The 23,428-nt window shown below is 40.0% G+C and carries 24 protein-coding genes and 2 pseudogenes; 13 read left to right on the forward strand and 13 right to left on the reverse strand.

What is annotated here, in order from left to right; translation table 11 throughout:
• Window positions 1-15: 15 nt before the first annotated feature.
• The 7 genes and pseudogenes from J580_RS18170 to J580_RS18200 all read left to right on the forward strand — a co-directional run bounded on the left by J580_RS18170 (window position 16) and on the right by J580_RS18200 (window position 5,236).
• Complete coding sequence (locus tag J580_RS18170) at window positions 16-774, forward strand: hypothetical protein (RefSeq protein ID WP_032005152.1); 759 nt, start codon at window positions 16-18, stop codon at window positions 772-774.
• Between the two features lie 126 nt (window positions 775-900).
• Window positions 901-1,482: an HdeD family acid-resistance protein gene (locus tag J580_RS18175; RefSeq protein ID WP_014208303.1), complete on the forward strand. Its 582-nt coding sequence runs from the start codon at window positions 901-903 to the stop codon at window positions 1,480-1,482.
• A 114-nt stretch (window positions 1,483-1,596) separates the two neighbouring features.
• The gene (locus tag J580_RS18180; protein ID WP_032005153.1) at window positions 1,597-3,576 is read left to right on the forward strand and encodes an ATP-dependent helicase; all 1,980 of its coding nucleotides are present in this window, start codon (window positions 1,597-1,599) and stop codon (window positions 3,574-3,576) included.
• A gap of 73 nt (window positions 3,577-3,649) precedes the next feature.
• A complete protein-coding gene (locus J580_RS18185; protein ID WP_032005154.1) occupies window positions 3,650-3,889 on the forward strand; it encodes an RNA recognition motif domain-containing protein in 240 nt (79 codons plus the stop codon).
• 9 nt (window positions 3,890-3,898) lie between these two features.
• Window positions 3,899-4,261: pseudogene (locus tag J580_RS23870) on the forward strand (ASCH domain-containing protein).
• 80 nt (window positions 4,262-4,341) lie between these two features.
• Window positions 4,342-4,845 (forward strand): DUF6586 family protein, encoded by a 504-nt coding sequence (locus J580_RS18195; RefSeq protein WP_005066079.1) that lies wholly within the window; start codon window positions 4,342-4,344, stop codon window positions 4,843-4,845.
• Between the two features lie 112 nt (window positions 4,846-4,957).
• On the forward strand, window positions 4,958-5,236 hold the full coding sequence (locus tag J580_RS18200) for a hypothetical protein (RefSeq protein WP_031968650.1): 279 nt from the start codon (window positions 4,958-4,960) through the stop codon (window positions 5,234-5,236).
• 35 nt (window positions 5,237-5,271) lie between these two features.
• Here the strand turns inward: J580_RS18200 and J580_RS18205 are convergent, their stop codons facing one another.
• The 4 genes from J580_RS18205 to J580_RS18220 all read right to left on the reverse strand — a co-directional run bounded on the left by J580_RS18205 (window position 5,272) and on the right by J580_RS18220 (window position 9,149).
• Entirely contained in the window at window positions 5,272-6,981 is a 1,710-nt protein-coding gene (locus J580_RS18205; RefSeq protein WP_032005156.1) for a cation:proton antiporter, read from the reverse strand.
• A gap of 147 nt (window positions 6,982-7,128) precedes the next feature.
• The gene (rpmG, locus tag J580_RS18210) at window positions 7,129-7,284 is read right to left on the reverse strand and encodes a 50S ribosomal protein L33 (protein ID WP_001205031.1); all 156 of its coding nucleotides are present in this window, start codon (window positions 7,282-7,284) and stop codon (window positions 7,129-7,131) included.
• Window positions 7,285-7,296: 12 nt separating this feature from the next.
• Window positions 7,297-7,533 carry a 50S ribosomal protein L28 gene (gene rpmB / locus J580_RS18215; protein ID WP_000048256.1) on the reverse strand — a complete coding sequence of 79 codons (237 nt, stop codon included), beginning with the start codon at window positions 7,531-7,533 and terminating at the stop codon, window positions 7,297-7,299.
• Between the two features lie 167 nt (window positions 7,534-7,700).
• Entirely contained in the window at window positions 7,701-9,149 is a 1,449-nt protein-coding gene (locus J580_RS18220; RefSeq protein WP_002115149.1) for a coniferyl aldehyde dehydrogenase, read from the reverse strand.
• Between the two features lie 112 nt (window positions 9,150-9,261).
• On the opposite strand from J580_RS18220, the gene J580_RS18225 reads away from it, so the two are divergent.
• The 5 genes from J580_RS18225 to J580_RS18245 all read left to right on the forward strand — a co-directional run bounded on the left by J580_RS18225 (window position 9,262) and on the right by J580_RS18245 (window position 13,090).
• Window positions 9,262-9,954: a TetR/AcrR family transcriptional regulator gene (locus J580_RS18225; RefSeq protein ID WP_002114968.1), complete on the forward strand. Its 693-nt coding sequence runs from the start codon at window positions 9,262-9,264 to the stop codon at window positions 9,952-9,954.
• 74 nt (window positions 9,955-10,028) lie between these two features.
• Window positions 10,029-10,892, forward strand: coding sequence for a formyltetrahydrofolate deformylase (gene purU, locus J580_RS18230; RefSeq protein WP_032005157.1), 864 nt, complete (start codon window positions 10,029-10,031; stop codon window positions 10,890-10,892).
• A 380-nt stretch (window positions 10,893-11,272) separates the two neighbouring features.
• Window positions 11,273-12,022, forward strand: a complete 750-nt coding sequence (locus J580_RS18235) for an energy transducer TonB (protein ID WP_002114938.1) — start codon at window positions 11,273-11,275, stop codon at window positions 12,020-12,022.
• Window positions 12,023-12,065: 43 nt separating this feature from the next.
• On the forward strand, window positions 12,066-12,686 hold the full coding sequence (locus tag J580_RS18240; RefSeq protein ID WP_032005158.1) for a MotA/TolQ/ExbB proton channel family protein: 621 nt from the start codon (window positions 12,066-12,068) through the stop codon (window positions 12,684-12,686).
• On the forward strand, window positions 12,686-13,090 hold the full coding sequence (locus J580_RS18245) for an ExbD/TolR family protein (RefSeq protein WP_000885432.1): 405 nt from the start codon (window positions 12,686-12,688) through the stop codon (window positions 13,088-13,090). The genes J580_RS18240 and J580_RS18245 overlap by 1 nt, the downstream gene beginning before the upstream one ends.
• A 57-nt stretch (window positions 13,091-13,147) precedes the next feature.
• On the opposite strand, the gene msrA is transcribed toward J580_RS18245, so the two are convergent.
• From msrA to lgt, 7 genes and pseudogenes are all read right to left on the reverse strand, one after another.
• Window positions 13,148-13,672: a peptide-methionine (S)-S-oxide reductase MsrA gene (gene msrA, locus J580_RS18250; RefSeq protein WP_032005159.1), complete on the reverse strand. Its 525-nt coding sequence runs from the start codon at window positions 13,670-13,672 to the stop codon at window positions 13,148-13,150.
• A 100-nt stretch (window positions 13,673-13,772) separates the two neighbouring features.
• On the reverse strand, window positions 13,773-14,828 hold the full coding sequence (locus J580_RS18255; RefSeq protein WP_032005160.1) for a DUF4105 domain-containing protein: 1,056 nt from the start codon (window positions 14,826-14,828) through the stop codon (window positions 13,773-13,775).
• Between the two features lie 14 nt (window positions 14,829-14,842).
• The gene (locus tag J580_RS18260) at window positions 14,843-15,352 is read right to left on the reverse strand and encodes a dihydrofolate reductase (protein ID WP_032005161.1); all 510 of its coding nucleotides are present in this window, start codon (window positions 15,350-15,352) and stop codon (window positions 14,843-14,845) included.
• 44 nt (window positions 15,353-15,396) lie between these two features.
• Window positions 15,397-16,239 (reverse strand): thymidylate synthase, encoded by an 843-nt coding sequence (gene thyA, locus J580_RS18265; protein WP_032005162.1) that lies wholly within the window; start codon window positions 16,237-16,239, stop codon window positions 15,397-15,399.
• Window positions 16,240-16,257: 18 nt separating this feature from the next.
• Window positions 16,258-16,723: pseudogene (locus J580_RS18270) on the reverse strand (hypothetical protein).
• 9 nt (window positions 16,724-16,732) lie between these two features.
• Window positions 16,733-17,092: a hypothetical protein gene (locus J580_RS18275; RefSeq protein ID WP_002115133.1), complete on the reverse strand. Its 360-nt coding sequence runs from the start codon at window positions 17,090-17,092 to the stop codon at window positions 16,733-16,735.
• Window positions 17,093-17,172: 80 nt separating this feature from the next.
• Window positions 17,173-17,991 carry a prolipoprotein diacylglyceryl transferase gene (gene lgt / locus J580_RS18280; protein ID WP_005066098.1) on the reverse strand — a complete coding sequence of 273 codons (819 nt, stop codon included), beginning with the start codon at window positions 17,989-17,991 and terminating at the stop codon, window positions 17,173-17,175.
• 93 nt (window positions 17,992-18,084) lie between these two features.
• Here lgt and J580_RS18285 point away from each other — a divergent pair, with 93 nt between their 5' ends.
• Window positions 18,085-18,864, forward strand: a complete 780-nt coding sequence (locus J580_RS18285; protein ID WP_032005164.1) for an NRDE family protein — start codon at window positions 18,085-18,087, stop codon at window positions 18,862-18,864.
• 47 nt (window positions 18,865-18,911) lie between these two features.
• Here J580_RS18285 and J580_RS18290 read toward each other — a convergent pair whose 3' ends face one another.
• Complete coding sequence (locus tag J580_RS18290) at window positions 18,912-21,104, reverse strand: PhoX family protein (RefSeq protein WP_032005165.1); 2,193 nt, start codon at window positions 21,102-21,104, stop codon at window positions 18,912-18,914.
• A 205-nt stretch (window positions 21,105-21,309) separates the two neighbouring features.
• Window positions 21,310-23,262, reverse strand: coding sequence for a PhoX family protein (locus J580_RS18295; RefSeq protein ID WP_032005166.1), 1,953 nt, complete (start codon window positions 23,260-23,262; stop codon window positions 21,310-21,312).
• Between the last annotated feature and the right edge of the window lie 166 nt (window positions 23,263-23,428).

The raw sequence follows: 23,428 nt of genomic DNA on the forward strand, positions 1-23,428 counted from the left end.
GTATGGGGAAAAAGAATGTGGAAAAACATTCGAGTTTTATGTTTGTTAATTATTTTATTGATTGTTGCTGTTCAGGCATGGCGAGATCAAAACCAAGACTGGAATCAACCTATTGTTGTCGTTTTACATCCTATTAATGCAGATGGTTTGCAGACAACGCAGAGCTATATTCATCAGTTGCAATACACTGATTTTGAGAGAATAAGAAATTATTTGGGAGAATGGTCGCAACACTATCGTGGTCAATCAGGAAACTTTGTAATTCGTTTAGGTCAGCCATTACAGCAACGACCTCCTGAGGTTCCTCAAAATGCCAATATCTTTCATGTGATGTGGTGGAGTTTAAAGTTCCGTTTTTATGCATGGCGCCATCAACAACCTGAAGACAATGGGGCATCACTTAAACTTTATTTAAATTATTACGATCCCAATTATCAAAAAGTTTTGATCCATTCGACTGCTTTGGAAAAAGGTCGTATTGGTAGTGTGAATTTATTTGCGACTAAAACACAAGCTTCCCAAAATCAGGTTGTGATTGTTCATGAGCTATTACATGGCTTTGGGGCACAAGACAAATATGATTTAAAAACTGGTCAACCGCTTTATCCTCTAGGTTACGCGCACCCTGAAAAAGTGCCTTTATATCCGCAAACTGACGCTGAAATCATGGGTGGTCGAACACCATTATCTGAGCAGAGCAGTAAAATGCCGAATGGTTTACATGAAACCACAATAGGTTTACCTACAGCCCAAGAAATTGGTTGGGTGAAATAAAATTGTGGATAAATACTGCTTTATCCACATTAATTGATAAGAAACGATGCAGATCTTATACAGACAAAAAATGTGAAGTGGATCACTATTATTAGGTAGATGAAATTCTAATACCTGATAATAAGAGTGGCCATGATGAAAACTGTCGGTAATGATTTGGTGCGTAATCAGTTACATGCTGATCGTAAGTGGTATTTGATATTAGGCTTTGTGCTTATTGGCTTCGGTCTGATTTTGTTTAGTTCATTACCATTTGCGACCTTTTCTGTGGTTTTTTTATTTGGAATACTCATGATGGTCGGAGGTGTTTTACATCTTGTCGCGGCCATTAGTGTATTTAAAGGTGCAAGCCGCTGGTTATGGGCACTCTTTGGCGTGCTTTATCTAATGGCAGGCTACTATGCTTTTTCTACTCCCGTAACAACAGCGGTAGTTTTGACGAGCTTATTATCAATAGCACTGATTATTGCTGGAGCTATACGTACAGTAAACGCGATTTTACTTAAACCAATTACTGGGTGGGGGTGGACCTTATTTTCAGGATTATTAACACTCGCTACAGGTATTTTGATCTTGGTTTCTAAAGATTCACCTTTTTGGGTGTTAGGCATGTTCCTTGCCATAGATATCTTATTCCAAGGAATTAATTTTCTAGGTTTGGCTTCTGCGATTAAGCATCTGCCATCTAGTTCAAAAACAGTATCTTAAATAATATTGTTGAATCAAAGAGCACTTTAGGTGCTCTTTTTGTTTTTAGGACGGGCAGACGCATCTGGGGTTGGGTCTGTTAAACTATGTCTTGGTGTTTTAGCGATATGTGTTATGAGTCTTGCAAAATTAATTAATGAACTAAATGCTCAGCAAAAAAAAGCAGCCACGACGTCTGCGCAGAACTGTTTAGTTTTGGCAGGTGCTGGCTGTGGCAAGACTAAGACGATTGTTGCCCGTGCTGCCTATTTAATTGATCAAGGCTTACCAGCAAACCAAATCCAGATTTTAACGTTTACTCGACGTGCTGCGAGTGAAATTGTTGCAAGAGTAGAGCAGCATGTAGGAGCACAGGCAAAAGGCCTAAGAGCTTCAACTTTTCATACTTTTTGTATGTATTTACTGCGCCGTAATCCACAAGCTTTTGGCTTAAATCAATTTAGTATTATTGATCGTGATGATCAGTTGCTGATGTTCCGTTTATTAAGAGGTAAAGACAAAGATAATGTTTTACCTAAAGCGGCAGAGCTGTGTGATCTATATTCCTATGCAAGAAATACTCAAACAAAGCTTTCTGAAGCATTAATCAAACAGCTTCCAGATGCATATGAGCATAAAACTCAAATTGCTGAGTTGATGAAAACTTATGAGCAACGCAAAAGAGAGCGTAATTTTTTAGATTACGACGATATCTTGTCGATTGTGGCTGTTCATTTACAAAACTCAGAAGCGTTAACCAATTGGGTTGCAGGTTTTTGTCAGGCATTGCTAGTTGATGAAATGCAAGATACAAACCCTTTGCAATGGGCTTTATTGCAGCCCTTAATTGGTAAAGTGAAGTTATTTTGTGTGGGTGATGATGCGCAGTCCATTTATGGCTTTCGTGGCGCAGACTTTGAAAATATCCATTCTTTTAAAGAACGAATACCTGATGCAGAAGTACTTACACTGGCTTTAAATTATCGCTCGACTCAAGAAATCTTAGATTTATCGAACTGGCTGTTGGCACATAGCCCAATTGATTATCAAAAACAGCTACAAGCACATCGTGGCCAAGGGCAAAAGCCACAGCTACATTTGTTTGGTAATGAGTTTGAAGAAGCAAACTGGATTGCACAAGATTTAATAACGCGCCATCAACAAGGTGCAAACTGGCATGACCATATGGTGTTAGTTCGTTCTGGTTATAGTGCCCGATATCTAGAAGGGGCTTTTATTGCTGCTGAAATACCTTATCGTTTTATTGGTGGGGTAAAGCTTCTTGAGTCGGCCCATGTAAAAGATGTACTGAGCCTGCTACGTATTGTGAGTAACCCTCACGATGATTTGGCTTGGATGCGCTTTCTAACCTTGTGGGATGGGATCGGTGATGTTGGTGCTAGTAAGTTAGCCCAAGAGCTGATGGGAATTGTTGATGTCGAGGAGCGCTGTCAGCGACTTGAACGTCATGGCAAGGTACCTCTACAAGCGATTTTAATTTTAAAACAGCTAGATGTATTACAGCAGCATGTCGAGGCAAGTATTGGCTTGGCTCTCGATGCTTTAGGTGAACAGCTAGAGGAAAATTATAAAACTAAAGATTGGTCGCGCCGTTTAAAAGACTTTGATTTGGTTAAGCAACTTGCACGAAAGCATGCGTCGTTAGGTGAATTCCTTGAGGAATATGTACTTGAGCCGATTTCAGTTTCTGAAATTGAAAAAGCTGCTGATCAAGATTTAGTAACTTTAATTACGATTCATTCAGCTAAGGGTGCGGAACAGAAAGTTTGTTATGTACCTCACGTATCGCCAAATCAATATCCGTATGCAAGGGCTCAGGGTGATTTTGATGATGTTGAGGAAGAACGCCGTGTGCTATATGTTGCCTTAACGCGTGCTGAAAATGAATTAATTTTGACGAAGCAAAATCTTAATACGTGGTCGCAAGACACTTATGATGAGCAAGGTCGTAAAGTTGAGAGTTATTTCTTAAATGATCTGCCTGCACACTTGGTTCAAGCAAAAATTCATAGGCAAGTACCTCAGCAATTTACTAAAAAACAATGGAACAGATCTCCTGCAGTAAATTTAGGTTTTGGTATCGATCTGGACTAAACTACTGTATAAGACGCTGTGATTACTTAAATGTATATTGGCCCTCCCTTTTATTGCCAATTAAGGTTAGAAAATGAAGATATTAGTTCGTAATTTAGATCGTGCTGTAAGTGAAGTGGAAGTTTTAGAGTTATTCAAGGCATATGGTAAAGTTGATACATGTGTTCTGGTGACTGATAAAGACACAGGTAAATCGAAGGGCTTTGGTTTTGTTGAAATGCCTAATCCCCGTGAAGCGATTAAGGCAATTAAAGGCTTAAATACGCTTAAAGTTAAAGGCTATGGAATTCGAGTTAAAGCAGCCGAAGAATAAGTTTTCCTGGTGAAAAGGCAATTTTTAGCTCTCTCGATTGTAACGCCGAATGGTACTCGTATTGCTGAAGGTATAAAAACACTTGAAGTGCGTTCATGGATACCTACGCAGTTACCAGTGAAAGATCTATTAATTGTCGAAAACCAGAACTTTCTGGTTAAAGATACTGATGAAGAGGAATGAGTTGCTGTCGCTTTAGTTGATGTCGACTCTATTCATGCTTGGCGAAATGACGAGGTCAATTTAGCCTGTGCCTCTGCTTGGAGTGAAGGCTATTTTGCTTGGGTCTTAAGTAATGTTCGTCCTATAAAACAGCCAGTGAAAATTTTAGCTAAACGTAAAATTTATCAAGTTGAGCTGGATTTACCATAAATAACGTTGATTTTATCAATGGAGTCGTTAAGCTAAGAATAGCTATTGCAATGGCGATTTTAGAACAGGAAAGTTTAGTTATGTCACGTGTTGCTCGTTATCATGCCGATCGTACCAATCAGAAGCTCTATTTTGCACGTCTAGCGTGTCAACAGGCAGAGCAGACCGATCATGTGCAGCAGGTACAAGCTTACCGTGAAGCAGCTGTATTTCATTTACATGGCGCAATGTTAGCGTTCTTACAAGAATTGGTACGTTATTACCGTTTAAATGATTTGCAACCCACCTTAAAATCTATTGAGGAACATATGGCGGCAAAAGGACAGGTTTCCCCTGAAGTGTCCGTTTTGCAGCAATTGGCAAAAGATGGTTTTGTTGCAGAGTTAAAACGAGCTTATCGTATGTGCCAATACGCCCCAGAACCAAAAGAACCGACTCCTGAAGAAGAAACTTCTTCTAACCTTATTATTAAAGTGACACAAGGGCCTCAGTCTTGGTTGCCAGATGTTAAAATCTTGCGTGAATGGCACCGAGAATTAAGTCATTTAATTGATGGTTTTCGTAACGAAATGGTCGAGTTCTAAAATTAAACTGCCTAGATGCTTGAAATTTCGACTAGGTGTGCCTATATAAATAAGACAAGAGATGCAAAGTGCAAGGGTGCTTTGCCACCATGTTGAAACATGGAGGAAGTATATGTCTATACAGCAATTGAAAGAGTTATTTGGAAATCAAGAAGCAGTGTTGGAATTAGTTCAACTCGAAGGTGGTGAACTCGCCTTGCGTAATGCAGGTTCTGAGAATGAACCCTTGGTTAAAATTCAATTTAGCGATGAAGTCAAAGCAATCTTGGGTGAGCAGACTCCAGTTGTTGCTCAGCATATGATTCAGGCTGCATTATTTGGACTGCTGGAAAAGCAGGTAAACGAGTGGCAGGCTGAGGGATTAGACGAACAGCCTAAATTCTTGAGTTAAAAAAAGCGTACTCTTGAGTACGCTTTTTATATGGGTTAATGAATTGTTGACTGATGAGCAAGCTCGATCTGATTTAAGATGTGGTGACTCATATTCTTTGCCATTTCTTCTTTTGCATAGAACACTTCGCCAATATTTTCATCACGGATAACCGCTGCTTCTTCTTTGCTTTCTGCGCAAATTAATACCTGAATCTGAGGATTTAATTGCTTGGCAATCGCCACGATACGGTGAATATCTAAAATATCCATAGGTGAGATTACCAAGAGTCGTGCATGCATGATATGTGCTTGAATTAAAACACTTGGTTCAGTAGCAACACCACTCACAGCAGCAATATTTGCGTTACGTAGTTTTTCTACGATTTCACGATTCTCTTCTGCAATAACGACTTTAATATTCTCATTAATTAAATTTTCAGTAATACGTCTTCCCACACCGCCATACCCCACAATTACGACCTGATCACGCAAGTAAGCTTGATCAACTTCATCGGGTAACATTGCTAATGGGTCACCGCTACGTTCAAGCAGTCGGGCTAAGTGAGAACGTTCACGAATCCAACGTTGTACAGGTTCAATCGCTGAGAAGATGAAAGAGTTAAGCGTAATTGAAAATAAAGCGCCCGCTAAAATCAGATTCTGAGCTTCTAAGCTTAATAGGCCTAAAGAAACACCGAGTGTCGCCAAAATAAATGAAAACTCACCAATCTGTGCAAGGCTTGCCCCGACTGTTAAAGCTGTATTGATTGGATAGCGGAAGAATAAAACCAGTGCCATTGCAGCAAGAGTCTTACCCACCATAATAATCGCGATAACAGCTAAAATATGTAGCGGACTCTCCACAAGAATATGTGGATCAAACAGCATACCCACAGAAACGAAAAATAAAATCGAGAAAATTTCACGTAGTGGGAGAGTCTCTTCTTCTGCACGATGGCTAAAGTCTGATTCTTTAACGACCATACCCGCAAAGAATGCCCCTAAAGCCATTGAAACCCCAAAGATGGCATAAGAGCCGTAAGCAATCGAAACAGCAGCAGCGACGACGGTCAGTGTAAATAGCTCTCGTGACCCTAAACGAGCAACGAATTGCATAATAATAGGTACAACACGTTTACCTACAATGAGCATAAAGGCAATAAAGCCAATCACCTTTAATAAGGTTATCCCAAGGGTTAACCAGATATTACCGTCTGCACCTGCCGGTGCTTTTCCACCGAGTAAAACAGCTGTAGCCGGAAGAAGTACTAAAACCAGTACCATCACTAAATCTTCGACTAACAGCCAACCCACAGCAATTTTGCCGTTAACTGAGTCTAAAAGACCTCGGTCTCCTAATGCTTTTAATAATACAACCGTGCTCGCACACGATAGACTTAAGCCAAAAACGAGTGCAGACCCGAAACTCCATCCCCATAGCATTGAAACGCCAATACCAAGTAAGGTTGCAACAGCGATCTGTAAAATTGCGCCAGGCAAGGCAATACGACGAACTAGTAATAAGTCTTTTAATGAAAAGTGCATCCCTACACCAAACATCAGGAACATGACCCCGAGTTCTGCAAGCTGGTTGGCAAGGTGGATATCTGCTTCTATACCCGGTGTATTTGGGCTAATAATAATTCCGGCAATTAAATAGCCGATAAGAGGGGGGAGTCGTAATCGGGCTGCAATATAGCCAAAAATGAGGGCAACGCCGAAACCAACAGCAAGTAAAATAATTAAATCTACGTCATGCGGCACTAAAAACTCCTTTTACGTGAGTTAGGCTAAAAACAAGCATAAAAAATGCCAAGGCGGAATGTAGAGAAAGTTTAACAAAAAGGTGAGTATAAAAAAAATGCAAAAAAAAACGACTTCATAAAGAAGTCGTTTTTTTCGAGGCTAAAATTATTTGATTTTAGCTTCTTTGAAAATCACGTGTTGACGGATTTTTGGATCAAATTTTTTGATTTCCATTTTTTCCGGCATAGTACGTTTGTTTTTAGTCGTGGTATAGAAGTAACCTGTACCAGCTGAAGAAACGAGGCGAATCTTATCACGCATTGCTCAGACTCCTTAGATCTTTTGACCTTGAGCACGAAGGTCTGCAACAACCTTTTCGATACCCAATTTGTCAATAATACGCATACCTTTAGTGGTTAAACGAAGACGTACAAAACGTTTTTCGCTTTCTAACCAGAAACGGTGGTGGTGCAGGTTCGGCTCGAACCGGCGCTTGGTTTTGTTGTTGGCGTGTGAGACGTTGTTACCAACGACTGGACGCTTGCCGGTAACTTGGCAAACCTTAGACATGGTGTAACTCCATTGATTCAGCCAACAGCAAATCTGTGGCCAGTCATACTAAATGTAAACGGATGAATTCATTCAAGGGGCGTTTTATACCAAAAATACGATTAAAAGACAAGCGAAATTGGTAAAAACGAGGCATGATTTAGTATAACAGATCATGCCTTGATCAGTTAGCGCAACAAGGTTTTCGAAATGAAACGATGAATCGGCTTATTGAACGGTGGAAGAATGTATTTAAGGCTATAAAGTTTTGGATTTGACATCACCGAACGCTCATGAGAAAGGCTAAAAAAGCCCTCTGGTCCGTGATATTTACCCATACCTGATGCGCCAATTCCGCCAAACGGTAAATCATCTTGTGCAACATGGGTAATCACCATGTTAATTCCAAAATGCCCTGAATGGGTGTGCTGTGCAATATAGTCCGCACGCGCCTGATCATAGTCAAAATAATACATCGCTAAAGGACGTGGACGACTATTAATGAATTCGATGACTTCTTCTATTTGGTCATATTCTAAAATCGGTAGAATAGGCCCGAAGATTTCATTTTGCATAATATCCATTGCGGTTGTCACGCCAGTGACTAAAGTCGGTGCAATTTTGCGGACATCATCTAAGATTTCATTTTGCGGATTAATTTCAACAATACGTGCACCTTGATCACGGGCATTTTCAAGATAACCCTGAATGCGGTTGTACTGTTTATCATTAATAATAGAAGTGTAGTCTTGGTTGTTTCGGAAATGAGGGTACATTCCAGCCACAATCAATTTAAAGTTTTCGATGAACTCGGCAGTTTTGCCGCGTGGTAAGAAAATATGATCTGGCGCAACACAAGTTTGTCCTGCATTCCACAATTTACCTACAGCAATACGCTGGGCAACATCTTTCATGTCCATTGATGCATGTACTAGGGCAGGAGATTTTCCGCCTAACTCGAGAATTACTGGAACTAGGTTTTGAGCTGCGGCTGCCATCACTGTTTTACCAACAGAAGTTGAGCCTGTGAAAATCATTTTGTCGAAAGGCAAATGGCTAAACGCATCTGAAATAACGCCACCACCATTTACCACAGCAACTAGTTCTTGTGGGAATGCTTCTGCTAATGCACTTTCAAGGACTCGGCCAAAGTTTGGTGAGGCGCTAGAAATTTTGATCATGGCATGGTTGCCTGCAGCTAGTGCACAGATCAGAGGTCCAACTGAAAGTAATAATGGGTAATTCCATGGTGTAATAATACCAATAACACCCATAGGTTGATATTGTACCCAACCTTTTGCTGGCTGATGTAATACACTGATGTGGCGTTTTGATGGTTTCATCCATGCAGTCAGATGTTTACTGTAATATTTGATTTGTTCCAAACTCGTGAGTAGTTCACCAATTTTTGTTTCCATAACTGCACGATTGCCATAATCAAGGTTAATTGCTTCGGCAATCTGATCTTGATATTTTACCAAGACTCTTTTAAGACGAGCTAAACGATCAATACGCTCTTTAGCAGTGGGTACCGGATGACGTAAATAAGCGAGCTTTTGTTGTTCAAGCAAATCATGTAAATGCTTAACATCATAAGGAAGCTGAGTCTCTGGATTTGTTTTTGTTTGACTGTTCATCGGTACTTACCAAATATACTGATATACTTATTTTTTAGAGTAAATACTCTAAATAGTCAAGTCGGTTTATGTGTTTAAGTCTTAACCATGTGAATTATTAAAGGTTATTAAAATGTCTCTACCTAAAGCTCTGAAGACAAAAGACCGGATTTTACAAATCAGTTTGCAGCTTTTTAACGAGCGAGGTGAACGGTCGGTTACAACCAATCATATTGCGGCGGAGTTAGGTATTAGTCCTGGAAACTTGTATTACCATTTCCGGAATAAGCATGAAATTATTAAAGAATTAATGTACCAATATCAGGTTGAGACTTTGGAAATGCTTTCTTTACCTGAAGACAGACCACTAACGACCAATGACAAAATCAACTATTTTCAAGTATTAAGTGGTCAACTCTGGAGTTACCGTTTTATCCATCGTGATGTCTATCATTTAGTTGAAAGTAACGAAGACTTTAAAAAGATTTATCCACGGTTTGCTGGACAGGTCATGCAACAGGGGCAAAAGATTTATCAAGCCTTTGTCGATGCCGGCCTTATGAAAATGACGCCATCTGAAATTGAAGCGCTCATTATTAACTTATGGATTGTATTAACAAACTGGACAAACTTTTTATATATGTCTGGTCACATTAGTGACAATAACCACTTAGAAGAGAAATGGGTTTGGCAGGCATTACGTCAAATGGTTTTCCTTGAAGGTCCTTATCTTATGGGGGAAAGCCGAGCAACTTACGAGCAGTTGCTTGATTCACTGGGGCCTTCTGATCTATTCGCCAGCTTGTCGTCGTTAAAAGATGAATAGTTGTGCTTGCCTATTTAGAGCGCTAGAATACTCGGCTTATTAAAAATTTGACTCAATTAAGTGATATTAACCAAATGAATATGACCACTGCCAATACAGCCCGTTTACTGATTACTTGTGAAGACAAGCCTGGGATCGTACAGGCTGTATCGAGCTTTTTGTACCACCAAGGTGCAAACATTACCGCGCTTGACCAATATGCGACGGAAGCTCAGGGTGGACGTTATTTCATGCGTGTTGAGTTTGAACTTGATCATTTACAGTCACGTAAAGATGCACTAATTCAAACATTTGCTGCTAACGTTGCTGAGCGTTATGGCATGCAATGGCGTCTTGCTTTCGTAAACGAAATTAAGAAGGTTGGTATTTTAGTTTCTAAAGTCGACCATGCTTTACTTGAGTTATTGTGGCGTCATGCACGTGGGTCGTTACCTTGTGAAATTACACATGTGATTTCTAACCACGAAGATTTACGTGAATCTGTTGAGAACTTCGGTATTCCATTTACTGTAATTAAAGTAACGAAAGACAATAAAGCCGAAGCTTATGCACAAATTGATGAAATGATGCAGGGCAATGACTTATTAGTTCTTGCACGCTACATGCAGATTTTAAGCGAAGATTTTGTTGCGAAATGGGAAATGAAAATCATCAATATCCACCATTCTTTCTTGCCAGCTTTCGTGGGTGCCAACCCATATAAACAAGCTTATGAAAAAGGTGTGAAGTTGATTGGTGCGACAGCTCACTATGTGACTGCTGATTTAGACCAAGGTCCAATTATTGAGCAAGACGTTGAGCGTGTAAGCCATGACTATAATGTTGAGCAATTACGTGAGCTAGGTGAAGATGTTGAGCGTAATGTATTGGCTCCCGCAGGAAAAAGGCATTTTGAAGACCGTATTATTGTTGATGGTAACAAGACAGTTGTTTTTTAAATAACGCTTATTTAAAAAAAGCACGCTTCATGCGTGTTTTTTTATATCAAAAAAACTATTGAAATGATATAACGTAACAATATTGAATGAGTTTATGGTAAGATTTAATCTCTTCATAGTGAAATTAGCCTAACTATATAAGTTAGATTAAACACTTTGTGAACAAGAGATACGCGTTCATGTAACTATGAGAAAACAAAAGCAAAGACACTCAACTGATACAAATTAGTGATATTGAGCAAATGTTTTTCTCAAAAAATAGTTGCAAATGAAAACACTTCTCATTTATTATTGTGGCACTTTATTGTTCTATCCGATGTTTGAAATCGTTTCTACAAATAGAAATCTGAAATCATCATCCATTAGGTAATTAGATTCTTATGAGTCAATCTTCCGCAGCCTTAAACTCTCCCAATCCGATGAAAAAGAAAGTCATCACGGCACTAATTGCGGTTGCAATTGGTCATATCGGGGTCTTATGGGCGGTCAGCCATATTAAGCCTGCTGAATTAAAGCCAATCGAGAAGAAGCCTTTACAGGTACGTTTCGTAAAAATTCAAGAGCAACCAAAACCACTACCTCCTAAGCCAAAGGAACCGCCTAAAAAGCCGGAACCTAAAAAAGAGGTAAAAGAAGTTAAAGTTGTTGAAAAACCTGTGACACCACCTAAAAAAGTGGAAAAAATTCAACAGGTGAAAAAAGCTGAAACACCAAAAGAAACAGTAAAGACAGAACCTAAAGTTGAAACCAAAGTGGTAACGACAACAGTTACTGAAAAAGTTATTGAAAAACCAAAACCAGTGGTACAAGAAGCGCCTAAAGCTCAACCTGCCCCAGATCCATCACCGAAACGCGTTTCAATTGGTGGTTCGGGTGTACAGTGGAGCCGTTCACCACGTTTAACAGTTTCTTCAAAAGATTTACAAGGCGAAGCACGCTCTGTCATGGTACTTATTGAAGCCGATGAAAAAGGCAAAATTATTAATGTACGAGTGACTAGAAGTAGTGGTATTTCAAGTCTAGATGACAAAGTTGTACGTGCTGTTCGCGGTGCGAAATTTAAACCTTATATGGAAAATGGTGTTGCTTATCCAATTAAAGCAGAGCAACCCTTTGATTTAACCCCTTAAATGAATTTGAGTCCCAACGGCTAACCTTAATCAGGAGTTCAATATGAACTTTTCAATCTATTGGCAACATGCAGATACAGTGAGTAAGACCCTGTATTTCATCTTATTGGCAATGTCGATTGCTACCTGGACAGTTTTCATCTTACGTTTGATGGGGACTCGCCAGCTAAAACAACAAGCTTATGCTCAACTTTCTCAGGCTATCACTTCGTTAAAAGCAAAGTTACAACCTTTGAGTTTTGAACAGCGTAAAGCGGTTGCAGAGCAGGCATTACTTCGTCAGATTTCTGCTGAAAAGGCCAATGCTGATAAAGGTATTTCTGTTTTAGGAACGATTGCTTCAATTGCACCATTCGTAGGTTTGTTTGGTACTGTTTGGGGTATTTTCCATGCGCTTGTTGCCGTAGGTAAAAGCGGACAAGCAGGTTTGGCTCAAGTGGCTACACCAGTAGGTGAAGCACTTATTATGACAGGTCTTGGTCTTGCAGTTGCGATTCCAGCGGTATTGGCTTATAACATTTGTGTACGTGCAAACCGTGGTCTTGCTCACGACTTACAAGACCAAGCGCACAGCTTGTTAATTGACACGATGTTGCAGCAAGACTCAACTGTAAAGTCTGATGTTAAAACTGCACAGCAAAGTTACGTTGGAGGTCAAGCTTAATGGCTTTTCAATTGGGTGAAGACCACGATAGTGGCATGAATGAGATGAATCTCATTCCGCTAATCGACATTATGTTGGTGTTAATGATCATCTTTTTGGTCACAGCAACAGTTGCCAACCCATCGATTCCATTAACGCTTCCTAAAACAACTGCTGAAATTATTGATCCACCACCAAAAGCAATTACGATTAGTATCAATGCAAATGGTGAAGTGGCTTGGGATACTCAAGTAATTAGCCTAGATGAGCTTCAAAAACGTTTTCAAGAAGCAGGTCAAGGCGATGTTAAACCAACAGTTCAACTTCGTGCTGATAAAGAGTCGAAGTACGATACTGTTGCTCAGGTAATGTCTCGCGCCAGTGAAGCCGGACTGAGCGATATTGCCTTTGTAAGTGAAAACTAAAATTTAGTTTACTCAGTAAAAAAGCAACCAATTTGGTTGCTTTTTTACTGCTCTGATTTATTGACCTTTCATCAGATGCTGGAATTTACTATATAGCTTGAGCAGCTTTGGTGGAATCGCAAAGTTGCAATAACCTTGTGAAGGATTCTTTGCATAGTAATTCTGATGATATTCTTCTGCCGGATAGAATGTCGGAACAGGAGACAGCTCAGTCACAATATCAAGATCGTCATTTTTTAGAGTCTGAATCGTGTGTTCCGCTGCCTGCTTTTGCTCTTCATTATAATAGTAAATAACAGAGCGGTATTGCGTGCCAATATCATTACCTTGGCGATTTAAAGTCGTTGGATCATGAGTCGCAAAGAACACGTCGAGTAACTGGGAGTAAGTTACTTGCTCTTCATCAAAGTCGACTAAAATCACCTCAGCGTGCTGGGTGTCTCCTTGACATACTTGCTCGTAGGTAGGGTTAGTGGTGTGTCCACCTGCATAACCACTCGTTACTTTTTCTACACCGCGTATTTGTAAAAATACAGCTTCGACGCACCAAAAACAGCCGCCGCCAAATAATGCCTGTTGCATTGTTTTTCCCTCTATTTCCTGCCTATTACAATAGGGTTTATGTATTTAAAATACAAAGTAAAGCATGTATAAAAAAGTAAAGAAAAGTGCATTACTTATTTCATTTAGCTTTAGGTAAACCTTGTCGAACGATTTGAGAGAAGTGTTGACTACTCTGATCTGAAAGCTGTTCAAAATTTTCAGTTCTTGGGTTGATATGCGCAATTTGATACCATTGTTTTAAACTGATATTTTGATTAAGCGCTTTAAGGTCATATAAATAATTAGGTAAGTAACCTGAAGCGATTAGACGATAATCTTTAGGAAGCTGATATGGGTTAATTGCTTGAACCATATCGAAAATTAAAGTTGTACAGTTACTCGTAAGCGTGTTGTACCACTTCGGTTCTGCACGTAGCTCATCCGATTTCTTAAGATATTCTAAAAATAGCGCTTTTTGTTCGCTACGCGGCATATTGACTGGAAAATTATAAACCTGCTCTTTACGGATGTTGCTGCGTGTGTAGACGATATCTTTTTCATCAGAAGCAATTAAGCTCAGTTCATATTTTCTAAAAAAGCCACCAATTGCTGAAAACTCTTCGGTTTTTTCTTTGCGAATCTCGATTGAGAAGACCAAAGGTTGCTGATTCTTAAATTCGAAGCTTACCAGTGTATGAGCAATTTGTGGTCCCATCCAGTAAGAGGCAATGATGTTTATGCCATTCAACTGCTTAAGATCAAATGTTCGGGTTTCCCATCGTACATCATAGGTTCCGTCAGGATGCCAGTTGAAGTTACGAACATTGTGCAAAGTGATCACATCGCCGTGCTTTTCGTAACTCAGTATATTGGCAACTTCAGGGTTCCAGTCTCGATCTTGACGTGCAGTAATCGAAAAATACCAGACTAGTGAACAAGCAAATGCAAGAAGATAGATCAGAATGTCGGTGCGTCTGCTAACAATATGGCCTTCAACATATAAGCCAGCCATGCTGAGTGCAAAAGCAATCCAGATGCCAATGAGTATGCGGCTGCCTAACCAGCCAAAAGGCTGTTGAACCCAGAGTGCTACGCATACCCAAATACTAGAGAACACAATAAACAGCGTGAATAAACTATGTAATAGCCCAAAAAGTAGAGCAATAATAAATTCACGTGTTCCGATATTGTGCATAGGCATCCATAAAATTATTTTTTATAAGTGGCAAACTCGAATGAAGTTCCTGATTTTTCATCAACTTGTTGTTCACTCGCAGTTTTATGAAATTCACTCGGTATTGTTGGATAATGTGCATCACCTTGCACATCTAAGTCAACATGAGTGAGTTCAAGGCGGTCTGCAATCGATAAGGTTTGCTTAAATATCTCACCGCCACCAATGATGAACAATGCTTGTTTTTCGGTATTTTTTACATCTTCTAAAGCTGCGTTTAAAGCATCTTCAATTGAATACGCAACTTTAACGCCATCAAATTGCCAGTTAATGTCACGGGTAATTACCCAGTTCACACGGTTTGGTAGAGCACGGCCCATAGACTCAAGTGTTTTACGGCCCATCAGGACCACACCGCCTTGGGTAATTTCCTTAAAGTGTTTTAAGTCGGCAGAAATATGCCATGGCAACGCATTGCCTTTACCAATACAGTGGTTTTTGTCCATTGCCACAACGTGGACAACTTCTACATTTTGCCATGCCATAATCTTATTCTCTAAACCGTAATCTAATGAAATTTAAGCCGTCGTTATACTGCAACTGGTGCTTTAATTGCCGGATGTGACTCGTAACCTACAATCTCGATATCTTCAAATTTGAAATCAAATAAGTCAGTTATTTCTGGATTTAGTTTCAATTGGCATAGCGGTAAAGGCTCACGTGTCAATTGAAGTTTAGCTTGTTCAAAATGGTTGGCATAAAGATGTGTATCACCACCAGTCCAGACAAAATCACCTACACCTAAACCGCACACTTGAGCAATCATATGGGTGAGTAGAGCATAACTCGCGATGTTAAAAGGCACGCCTAAGAACACGTCAGCACTACGTTGATAAAGCTGGCATGACAACTTGTTGTCTTGTACGAAAAATTGGAAGAGCGTATGGCAAGGCGGTAAGGCAACTTGTCCAGCTTCATTTGGGTTCCAGCCAGAAATAATTAAACGGCGCGAGTTTGGATTGGTCTTAATTTCGTTAATTAACCATTTAATCTGGTCAAAACCATCTTGATTATAAGTACCGTCTGCATTTTTTGTTGCGCCGAAATTACGCCATTGATGACCATAGACTGGTCCAAGTTCATGTTCTGGACGGCCAAAACGAGCTGTTTGTTCTGCGGTTGCCCATTCATCCCAAATTGAAACTTTATTGTCTTTTAGGTATTGGACGTTGGTGTCGCCTTTTAAAAACCAAAGTAACTCAATCACAATCGAGCGGAAATGAACTTTTTTTGTGGTGAGTAAAGGAAAACCTTTAGAGAGATCAAAACGCATTTGATGACCAAATACAGAACGGGTTCCTGTGCCTGTACGGTCGCCTTTGTCACCGCCATTATCAAGGATATGTTGTAGTAGGTCTAAATATGCACGCATAACACTCTCGAGTTCGGATTAATTCCATAAAATAGAAGGGGAGATGGTTTCTGGATCAATAAACCGTGGAAGATAATAACATGGTTTAATGACAGGTAGGAAAGCGAGCAATAGTTTGTAATTAAAATCGTTTAGCGCGATTTTGATAAATCGAGACAAGAAAAAAGCCAATCAGTACAAAGCCTAAAGCTTGTATGAGATGACTCCATTTATGCTGAACAGGGAGCAAATACATCAAAATAATAATGATCAAAATAGGGTAGATTTTGATTAAAAGTCCCAAGCTCGATTTGCCTGATGTGTTGTTTGAAAGTTTGGTATTCAAGTAATGCCCAATATGTAAACCAAACCCGAAAATAAGGCTGAGTATTGTATAAATAGGAGATAGGGCCTGAACTTGATTAGCAGCATAAACTGCAACACAAACAACAATAATGAAGATAAGTTTGATGTGACGTGGTGCGCTGTACCAATAAGCCAACATATATTGAGCCTATTTATTAAAAAGTGATTGAGGTGAAAAAATAAAAGCAGCAAGCGCCATAAAAGCGATTCCTTGCACACCCCAGATCAGCAAGTTCGGCATTGTTTTAACAAAAATAAGTGCAAATAACAGTGCGATAGGGATCCAAGTCAGCAGGCGATAAAGTAGGCCAGTTGGATTTTTTTGAGCAAAATGCAATTTAAAATAGCGACAGATTAAAAAAATAACCCCAGTTCCTGTAAACATTAGAATGGTATCTAAAGGCAGTGGTTGGTATTGATATAATCCAATACAAATCAACAGTGTAATAATTAAAATTACTAATTTTTTAAATGTCGGGACTTGAGTGTTAAACCAGAATTCCAGCATGTCGTATCTTCATTTTTAGGAGAGTAAAAACTGTAGCATAAAAAAGAAAAGAGGAGCCGAAACTCCTCTGATTTATCATATTAACTGTTCTTTTGTGGGCCCCAGTCATAAATTTTCTTTTGGTAGGCATACCACATCATCCAAAGGCCTATCAGTAGCATCGGAACGGTGAGGATCTGACCTTTAGTCATCCAGCCAAACAAAATAAAACCTTGGTCGGCATCTGGTTGACGGAAGAATTCCATTACGAAGCGTGCAACACCATAGCCCATTAAAAATAGGGCAGAAACCGCCATGCGTGGACGTGGTTTTGAACTAAACCACCACAAGACAATAAATAGGATTAAGCCTTCACAAATTGCTTGATAAATTTGTGATGGATGGCGTACCAGTTGTAATGGATCAGTTGGGAAGATCATACCGAATGGATAATTTGGGTCAGTTACTGCACGACCATATAACTCTCCACCAATGAAGTTACCAAAGCGACCAAACATTAAGCCAGTCGGTACACATGGGGCGATAAAGTCGAGGGTTTGGAACCATGTTTTTTGATATTTTTTACACCAAAATAACATCGCAATCATGACGCCTAAAAAGCCGCCGTGGAAACTCATACCACCTGTCCAGACTTGGAATAACCAAATCGGATTTTCAAGGAATTTATCAAACTCATAGAAAAGGACATAGCCGACACGACCGCCCAGAACGACACCTAAAGCACCGTAAAACACCAGATCGGAAACCATTTCTGATGTCCAGCCATCACGCTGTTTGGCACGGTAGGAAGCAAGCCCCCAAGCACATAAAAATGCCAATAAATACATGAGTCCATACCAATGGACTTGAAGAGGTCCTAGATGTATTGCGACCGGATCGATATTAGGATAGGTCAGCATTGCTGCTCCTTGATCTTACGTTTTGACAGATTGTAGCGGAATGATGTGAAAAATGTTGTACATTCAATGTGTAAAGATAGGGAATAAGAAAAGATGTGTATTGTGGCTTTAGCATGGCATGTTCTGGATGATATGCCCTTATGTCTTATGTCAAATCGGGATGAGTTCTATCATCGACCAACAGCATTGTTACATCAGTGGCAACATACACCGATTATTGCTGGGCAAGATTTACAGTCGGGTGGGACTTGGATGGGCGTTACACCTGAAGGCCGATGGGCTGTCTTGACCAATTTTCGTGATGGACGAGATCAAAAATCATATGAAACTTCTCGGGGGCATTTAGTTCAGGCTTTTTTAGAGTCAGATTTATTGCCGATTCGATTTGCTCAACAATTAGAACAGCAGCAACAGAACTTTGCTGGCTTTAACCTATTTATGGGAAATGCTGATCAAGCGGTTTATATGAGTAACCGTGGTGAAGCCCCGCAAGTATTAGCAAATGGTGTTTATGTGGTTTCAAATGGTTTAATGTCTGAACATTGGGAAAAAACCAGACATTTAAGAACACGTTTTACGCAAGAGTTTTTGCCTATGCTTCAGCACCAGACGGAAGAGTTAACTTTGCAACATGCTGCATGGGATATTCTTGAAGATGAGCGTAAGGTCACAACGGCATTATTACCCAATACGGGCATTCAGCCAGAAATGGAAGAGTTATTATCATCGACTTTTATTCAAAGTCCTGTGTATGGCACACGTTGTTCAAATTTTTTAAGGATGACTAATAATGAATGGCTTTGGCTGGAAAAGACTCAGCAAGGTGAGCATAGTGGCCAAATTGTTCAGCAGCAGGTTCTCTTAAATCGATGATAATAAAAATGCCGATCAATTGACCGGCATTTTTAATCATCTAAGAATTAACCCACGATCACACCGCCATCTTTACGGGTAATCACAACAGTTGCTGAGCGTGGACGCGCAGTTTTGTTGCTTGGATCTTTTTGGGTTGCTGGCCAGTTACTTTCTGGTGTTGAGTAACTTGCAGAATCTTCACCAGGATGTTGAACATTAATGAAAATTGCTTTGTAGTCAGGTGTCATCGCAATACCTGTAATCTCACATTGCTTAGGTCCCACCAAGAAACGGCGCAAAGTTGAGTCTGTAACTTTAGCACCGACTAAAGTTTGCTGACCATTTGACGTAGTTGCAGGAGCACCATCTCCAATCTGGCCTGGCAGCGCAGCAAGCATCATACAGTTAGTGACATCAGTGTATGCGCCATCATCTGTTTGAATCCAAAGTACGCCACGTGGGTCAAACCACATACCATCTGGAGATGACAAATCATTGTTGTCTGTTAAACCTGATAAGTTGATGTTTGAAGCCATAGATGCTTCTGCACCAAATAGGTAAATATCCCATTTGAAGGTTTCAGCAGTGGTTTTGTCATCAGTTTCTTTAAAACGGATGATATGACCGTTCACGTTACCCTTTTGCTCTTTAGTGCCGTTGTAGAGGTCTGTGTAGTTACGTGGGTTTGCAGCATCGGTCGAGTAATCTTTACCACGATTTGAGTTGTTGGTTAGGGTCACATAGACTTCACCGTTTACTGGGTTGACCGTACACCATTCTGGGCGGTCCATTTTTGTAGCACCGACTGCATCGGCAGCTAAACGTGCAAATGTGACAACGTCAGCTTGAGATTTAAATGGGTAGGTCGTGTTGCTCTCATTTAAGCCATTTTTGCCATAAGCAAGTTCAATCCATTGACCTGAACCATCGTTATTAAACTTAGCAACATACAATTTGCCTGCGTTCATGTATTTGTCGCCAGCCGCATAACCACGATTTACATCTTTGACATCCCACACTGCGGTAGAGACGAATTTATAGATGTACTCACCGCGAGAATCATCGCCCATATAAAATGCTAATGGTTGACCTGCTACGGCACGACAAGCACTATCTTCATGTGCAAAACGTCCCAATGAGGTACGTTTAACCGGATTTAGGCGAACATCAAACGGATCAATCTCGACCATCCAGCCGAATGTATTTGGACCGTTACGATAATCTTGGGTAGCTTGTGCAGCTTTTACATCGGCATTCCAGCGGTCATATAAGTCTTGTGACTCTACTTGACCAATTGCTGTTTCCCAGCCATAACGTGAGCCAGATCCTGCTTTTAAGCCATAGCGTTTCAGTGCAATAATTTCTTCTGGAGTACGTAATGCGTCATCAGTCGTACTACGAGCAAAGTAACCAATAAAGTTTTCTTCAGTGGTTAAGTATGTGCCCCAAGGCGTATAACCGTTACCGCAGTTATTATGGGTACCACGTGTTTTCCGAGCAGTCGGGGAGAAGCGAGTTGCAAGCAAGCCAGAACCAGCTGCAGCACCTGCAAAATCCATTTCTGTTGATGCTGTAATACGGCGGTTAAAAATAGAATTTTTATCAATTGTTACTTTTTGAGTTGCAGCATCTTTTTTGATGTAAACAATAGAAACGCCATGCGCATTGGTTTCACGAATGACCTCATCTTCAGGGCGGCGTCCATCAACTTTTGTTGGGCCTTTTGGGTGAAGGAAAGTCTGATTAATATATTCATGATTCATGACCAACAAACCTTGCGCTGAAGCACTCTCGTCAAAGCGGTTTGTTGAAGTATTTAAACCAAAATAATGCATACCATCATGACAGTCGCCTGAACGGAACTGAAAGCTTGGGCCTGATGGAATATTATTATCGTCCCATTCGCCAAAATTAGGGTTGATTGAATCACCCAATGCATAAATGACATTCGCTTCATAACCTTCAGGTACAGTCACAATATCATTATGGTTTTTCGCAACTGCGGTAAAAGTTAATTTTTCTGGTTTTTTATTTGGGTCTACAGGTGTGGTTCCACCGTTGTTAGAACCTGAATCATCATCGCTATCATTACAGCCTGTTAATGTAGAGGCTAAAGTTAACGCTACAGCACCACTTGCTGCTTTAGTAATTAAACTACGGCGACTGATGTGTTGTTCTAAAATGTCACGAAAGTGGATATTGTCAGAAGTATTGTTGTCCAATTCTTGGTCTTCATGATATGGCGTCAGCTCTGTCATGGGAAATTCCTAAGTAAATAAAGAGATTGTTCTAAAATTCTTCATGAGCTTAGTTTGTGAATGTGACGAGGCGTTGACGTTTTGATGATAAGTTAATGAAAAGTTCTGTAATTTTTCATTTAATTTTCATAAAAAGTAAAAGTTGAATGTAAAAATATTAAAGCTGACCTTAGCCAGCTTTAATATTTAGAGAAGTTATGAAAAATTATTTAGTTGTGACTGAAGGGGCAATTGGGTCTGCTGTAATATAGCCGACGTTAGCACTATAACCATTGTTGTAATTTTGGTTAATTAAGGCCTTAACATCCTCAGGTACACTACTACTGTCGCCTGGATGTTGGAAGTTGCTCATGATGTAAGTCCAACCGTTGATTGAATCTACCGCATGTAAACCTGTTGACTCTGCACCTGCCGGTGTAGAAAGTAAACGTGTTAATTCTTTGGTATCTACATTGTATGCCCACAAGAAGTTGTTCACGTGGTTACCTGAGTCTTCACCAATGAATAATGTGCGTAAAGTTTCAGAGAACTTCAGATTGTCTGGGCTAGCAATTTTGTCTGGGTTCGCTGTATTACCTAGACTATCTTTCGCAGCAAGATCTTCACCCATGAGCAGCATATATGAGTAAAGAGGAACCCACTCACTATTAATTGCGCTGCCTTCATTGTCTGTAAAGCTATTACCTAACTTGTGTGCAAGCACGCCACCAGCAGTAATCTTTTTAGAGAACGCGACATTATGTCCAGCGACATAACCTTTACCGCCAATGACCATTGAATCTTGAATATTAGCTAAAGCAGAGTAAGCAACTTTATCTTTAATATTTACGTTAGTGCCTTCCATCTTGGTGAACGCCATACTTGCACCTTTTAGTGCTGCATAACGATGTGTTTCCAAGAAAGCTGCTGCTTTTTCCATGCCTGGTTTAAGTTTGACCCAAAGCTGTTTCTTTGCCAAAGTGATTTCAGTATAGCTCGCATCATTTGGATTGGTTGTTAAACTTTCCATGATGTCAGTTGACTTAATCCCACCAGCAACTAAATCCTCAATTTCTTTACTAGTCGCATGGCCAAGTTTGATCCATTGAATGCTAGCAGTTGAGGTTTCAGTTAGAGTATTGATGTATTTAGCAACATATAGTGTCCCTGCCGATAAATCTTTTTCTTTATCTGCAACGAACATGAAGAAGCCACCGTTGGTGTAGTCATCTCCCATAAGTGCTGTACGGTTGTCTGGCATAACATGGATAAGTTCGTGAGAAATACGACCTAAACAATAGTGTTTTTTAATGCTACCTGTACCATCAAGGTTAACTGTTACTTCTGGCAAATGACCGTAGTTATATGGGTTTGCTTTAGTTTCATCACCAAAGAAGTATTTACCAAGATATTTTGGATCTGTACCGCCAATACCTTGATTGAATGCATCTGGCTCGTATTCTTCACTTGATAAGTGAGTGTTCCAAGGTGATAGGCTAGCACCGCAAGTAATCCATAAACCGTGTACTGGTGCAGTATCAACGTTGAAGTATTTTTTAAGTTCTAGGTGACCTGTTTTCTGGTCTTGATCTAAAGTCAAAATTGCGATTGGTGAAGGTAATTGACCGTAAGTATCACCACCTGCTTGGTCTTTAGAGTTGTATTCAAATTGAACAACATGGAACACAGGATTTGCTACACCATCAACTTTCGCACCTTCTAATTGAATTAGAGATGAACCATCTGGACAGTCTGAAAAGAATTGACGTTCTTTACCAGCAACTGACTTATCCATAATTGGATTGCCGTTAACATCAAAATAACCACCCGCGATAATTGTCCCACCACCAAGTTTTGGTACGCTATCACCAGTTTTAAAGAAAGGTTTATAAGCGAGTTGGTATTCAGTACTGGTTGAATTTTCCCAATCAATTTTTAATTTAGAATTCACTACAGTTGTTGCACGATCAGCTGCAGTTGTTGGCGCTGGCATTGCTGTGAATTTTGCATTTTTAAATTTGCTTGGTTGTGGCGTTGGAGTGACTACTGAGCTGTCATCACTATCATTACAACCTGCTAATGTTGCTGCCGTAGCCATCGCTCCTAATGGTAGAAAAGGAATCCCCGAAAACCATTTTAAAATTTCGCGACGCGTTGGTTGAGTAGAAGCAGTTGTCATAAGAAATCCGTAAATTTTGTGGGTATATTTGTTGAGTTGATTCTATGGACTGAAAATGACACTTTTCTTACATTTTTAAGTCACTTTGAAGACAGTTTATTGCTTTGTAGATTAAAAAGTGCTCTACATAAAAAAGCCTGAACTTGTAGGCTCAGGCTTTTTCTTA

The organism is Acinetobacter sp. 1542444 (assembly GCF_000581835.1).
Lineage (GTDB): Bacteria > Pseudomonadota > Gammaproteobacteria > Pseudomonadales > Moraxellaceae > Acinetobacter > Acinetobacter pittii.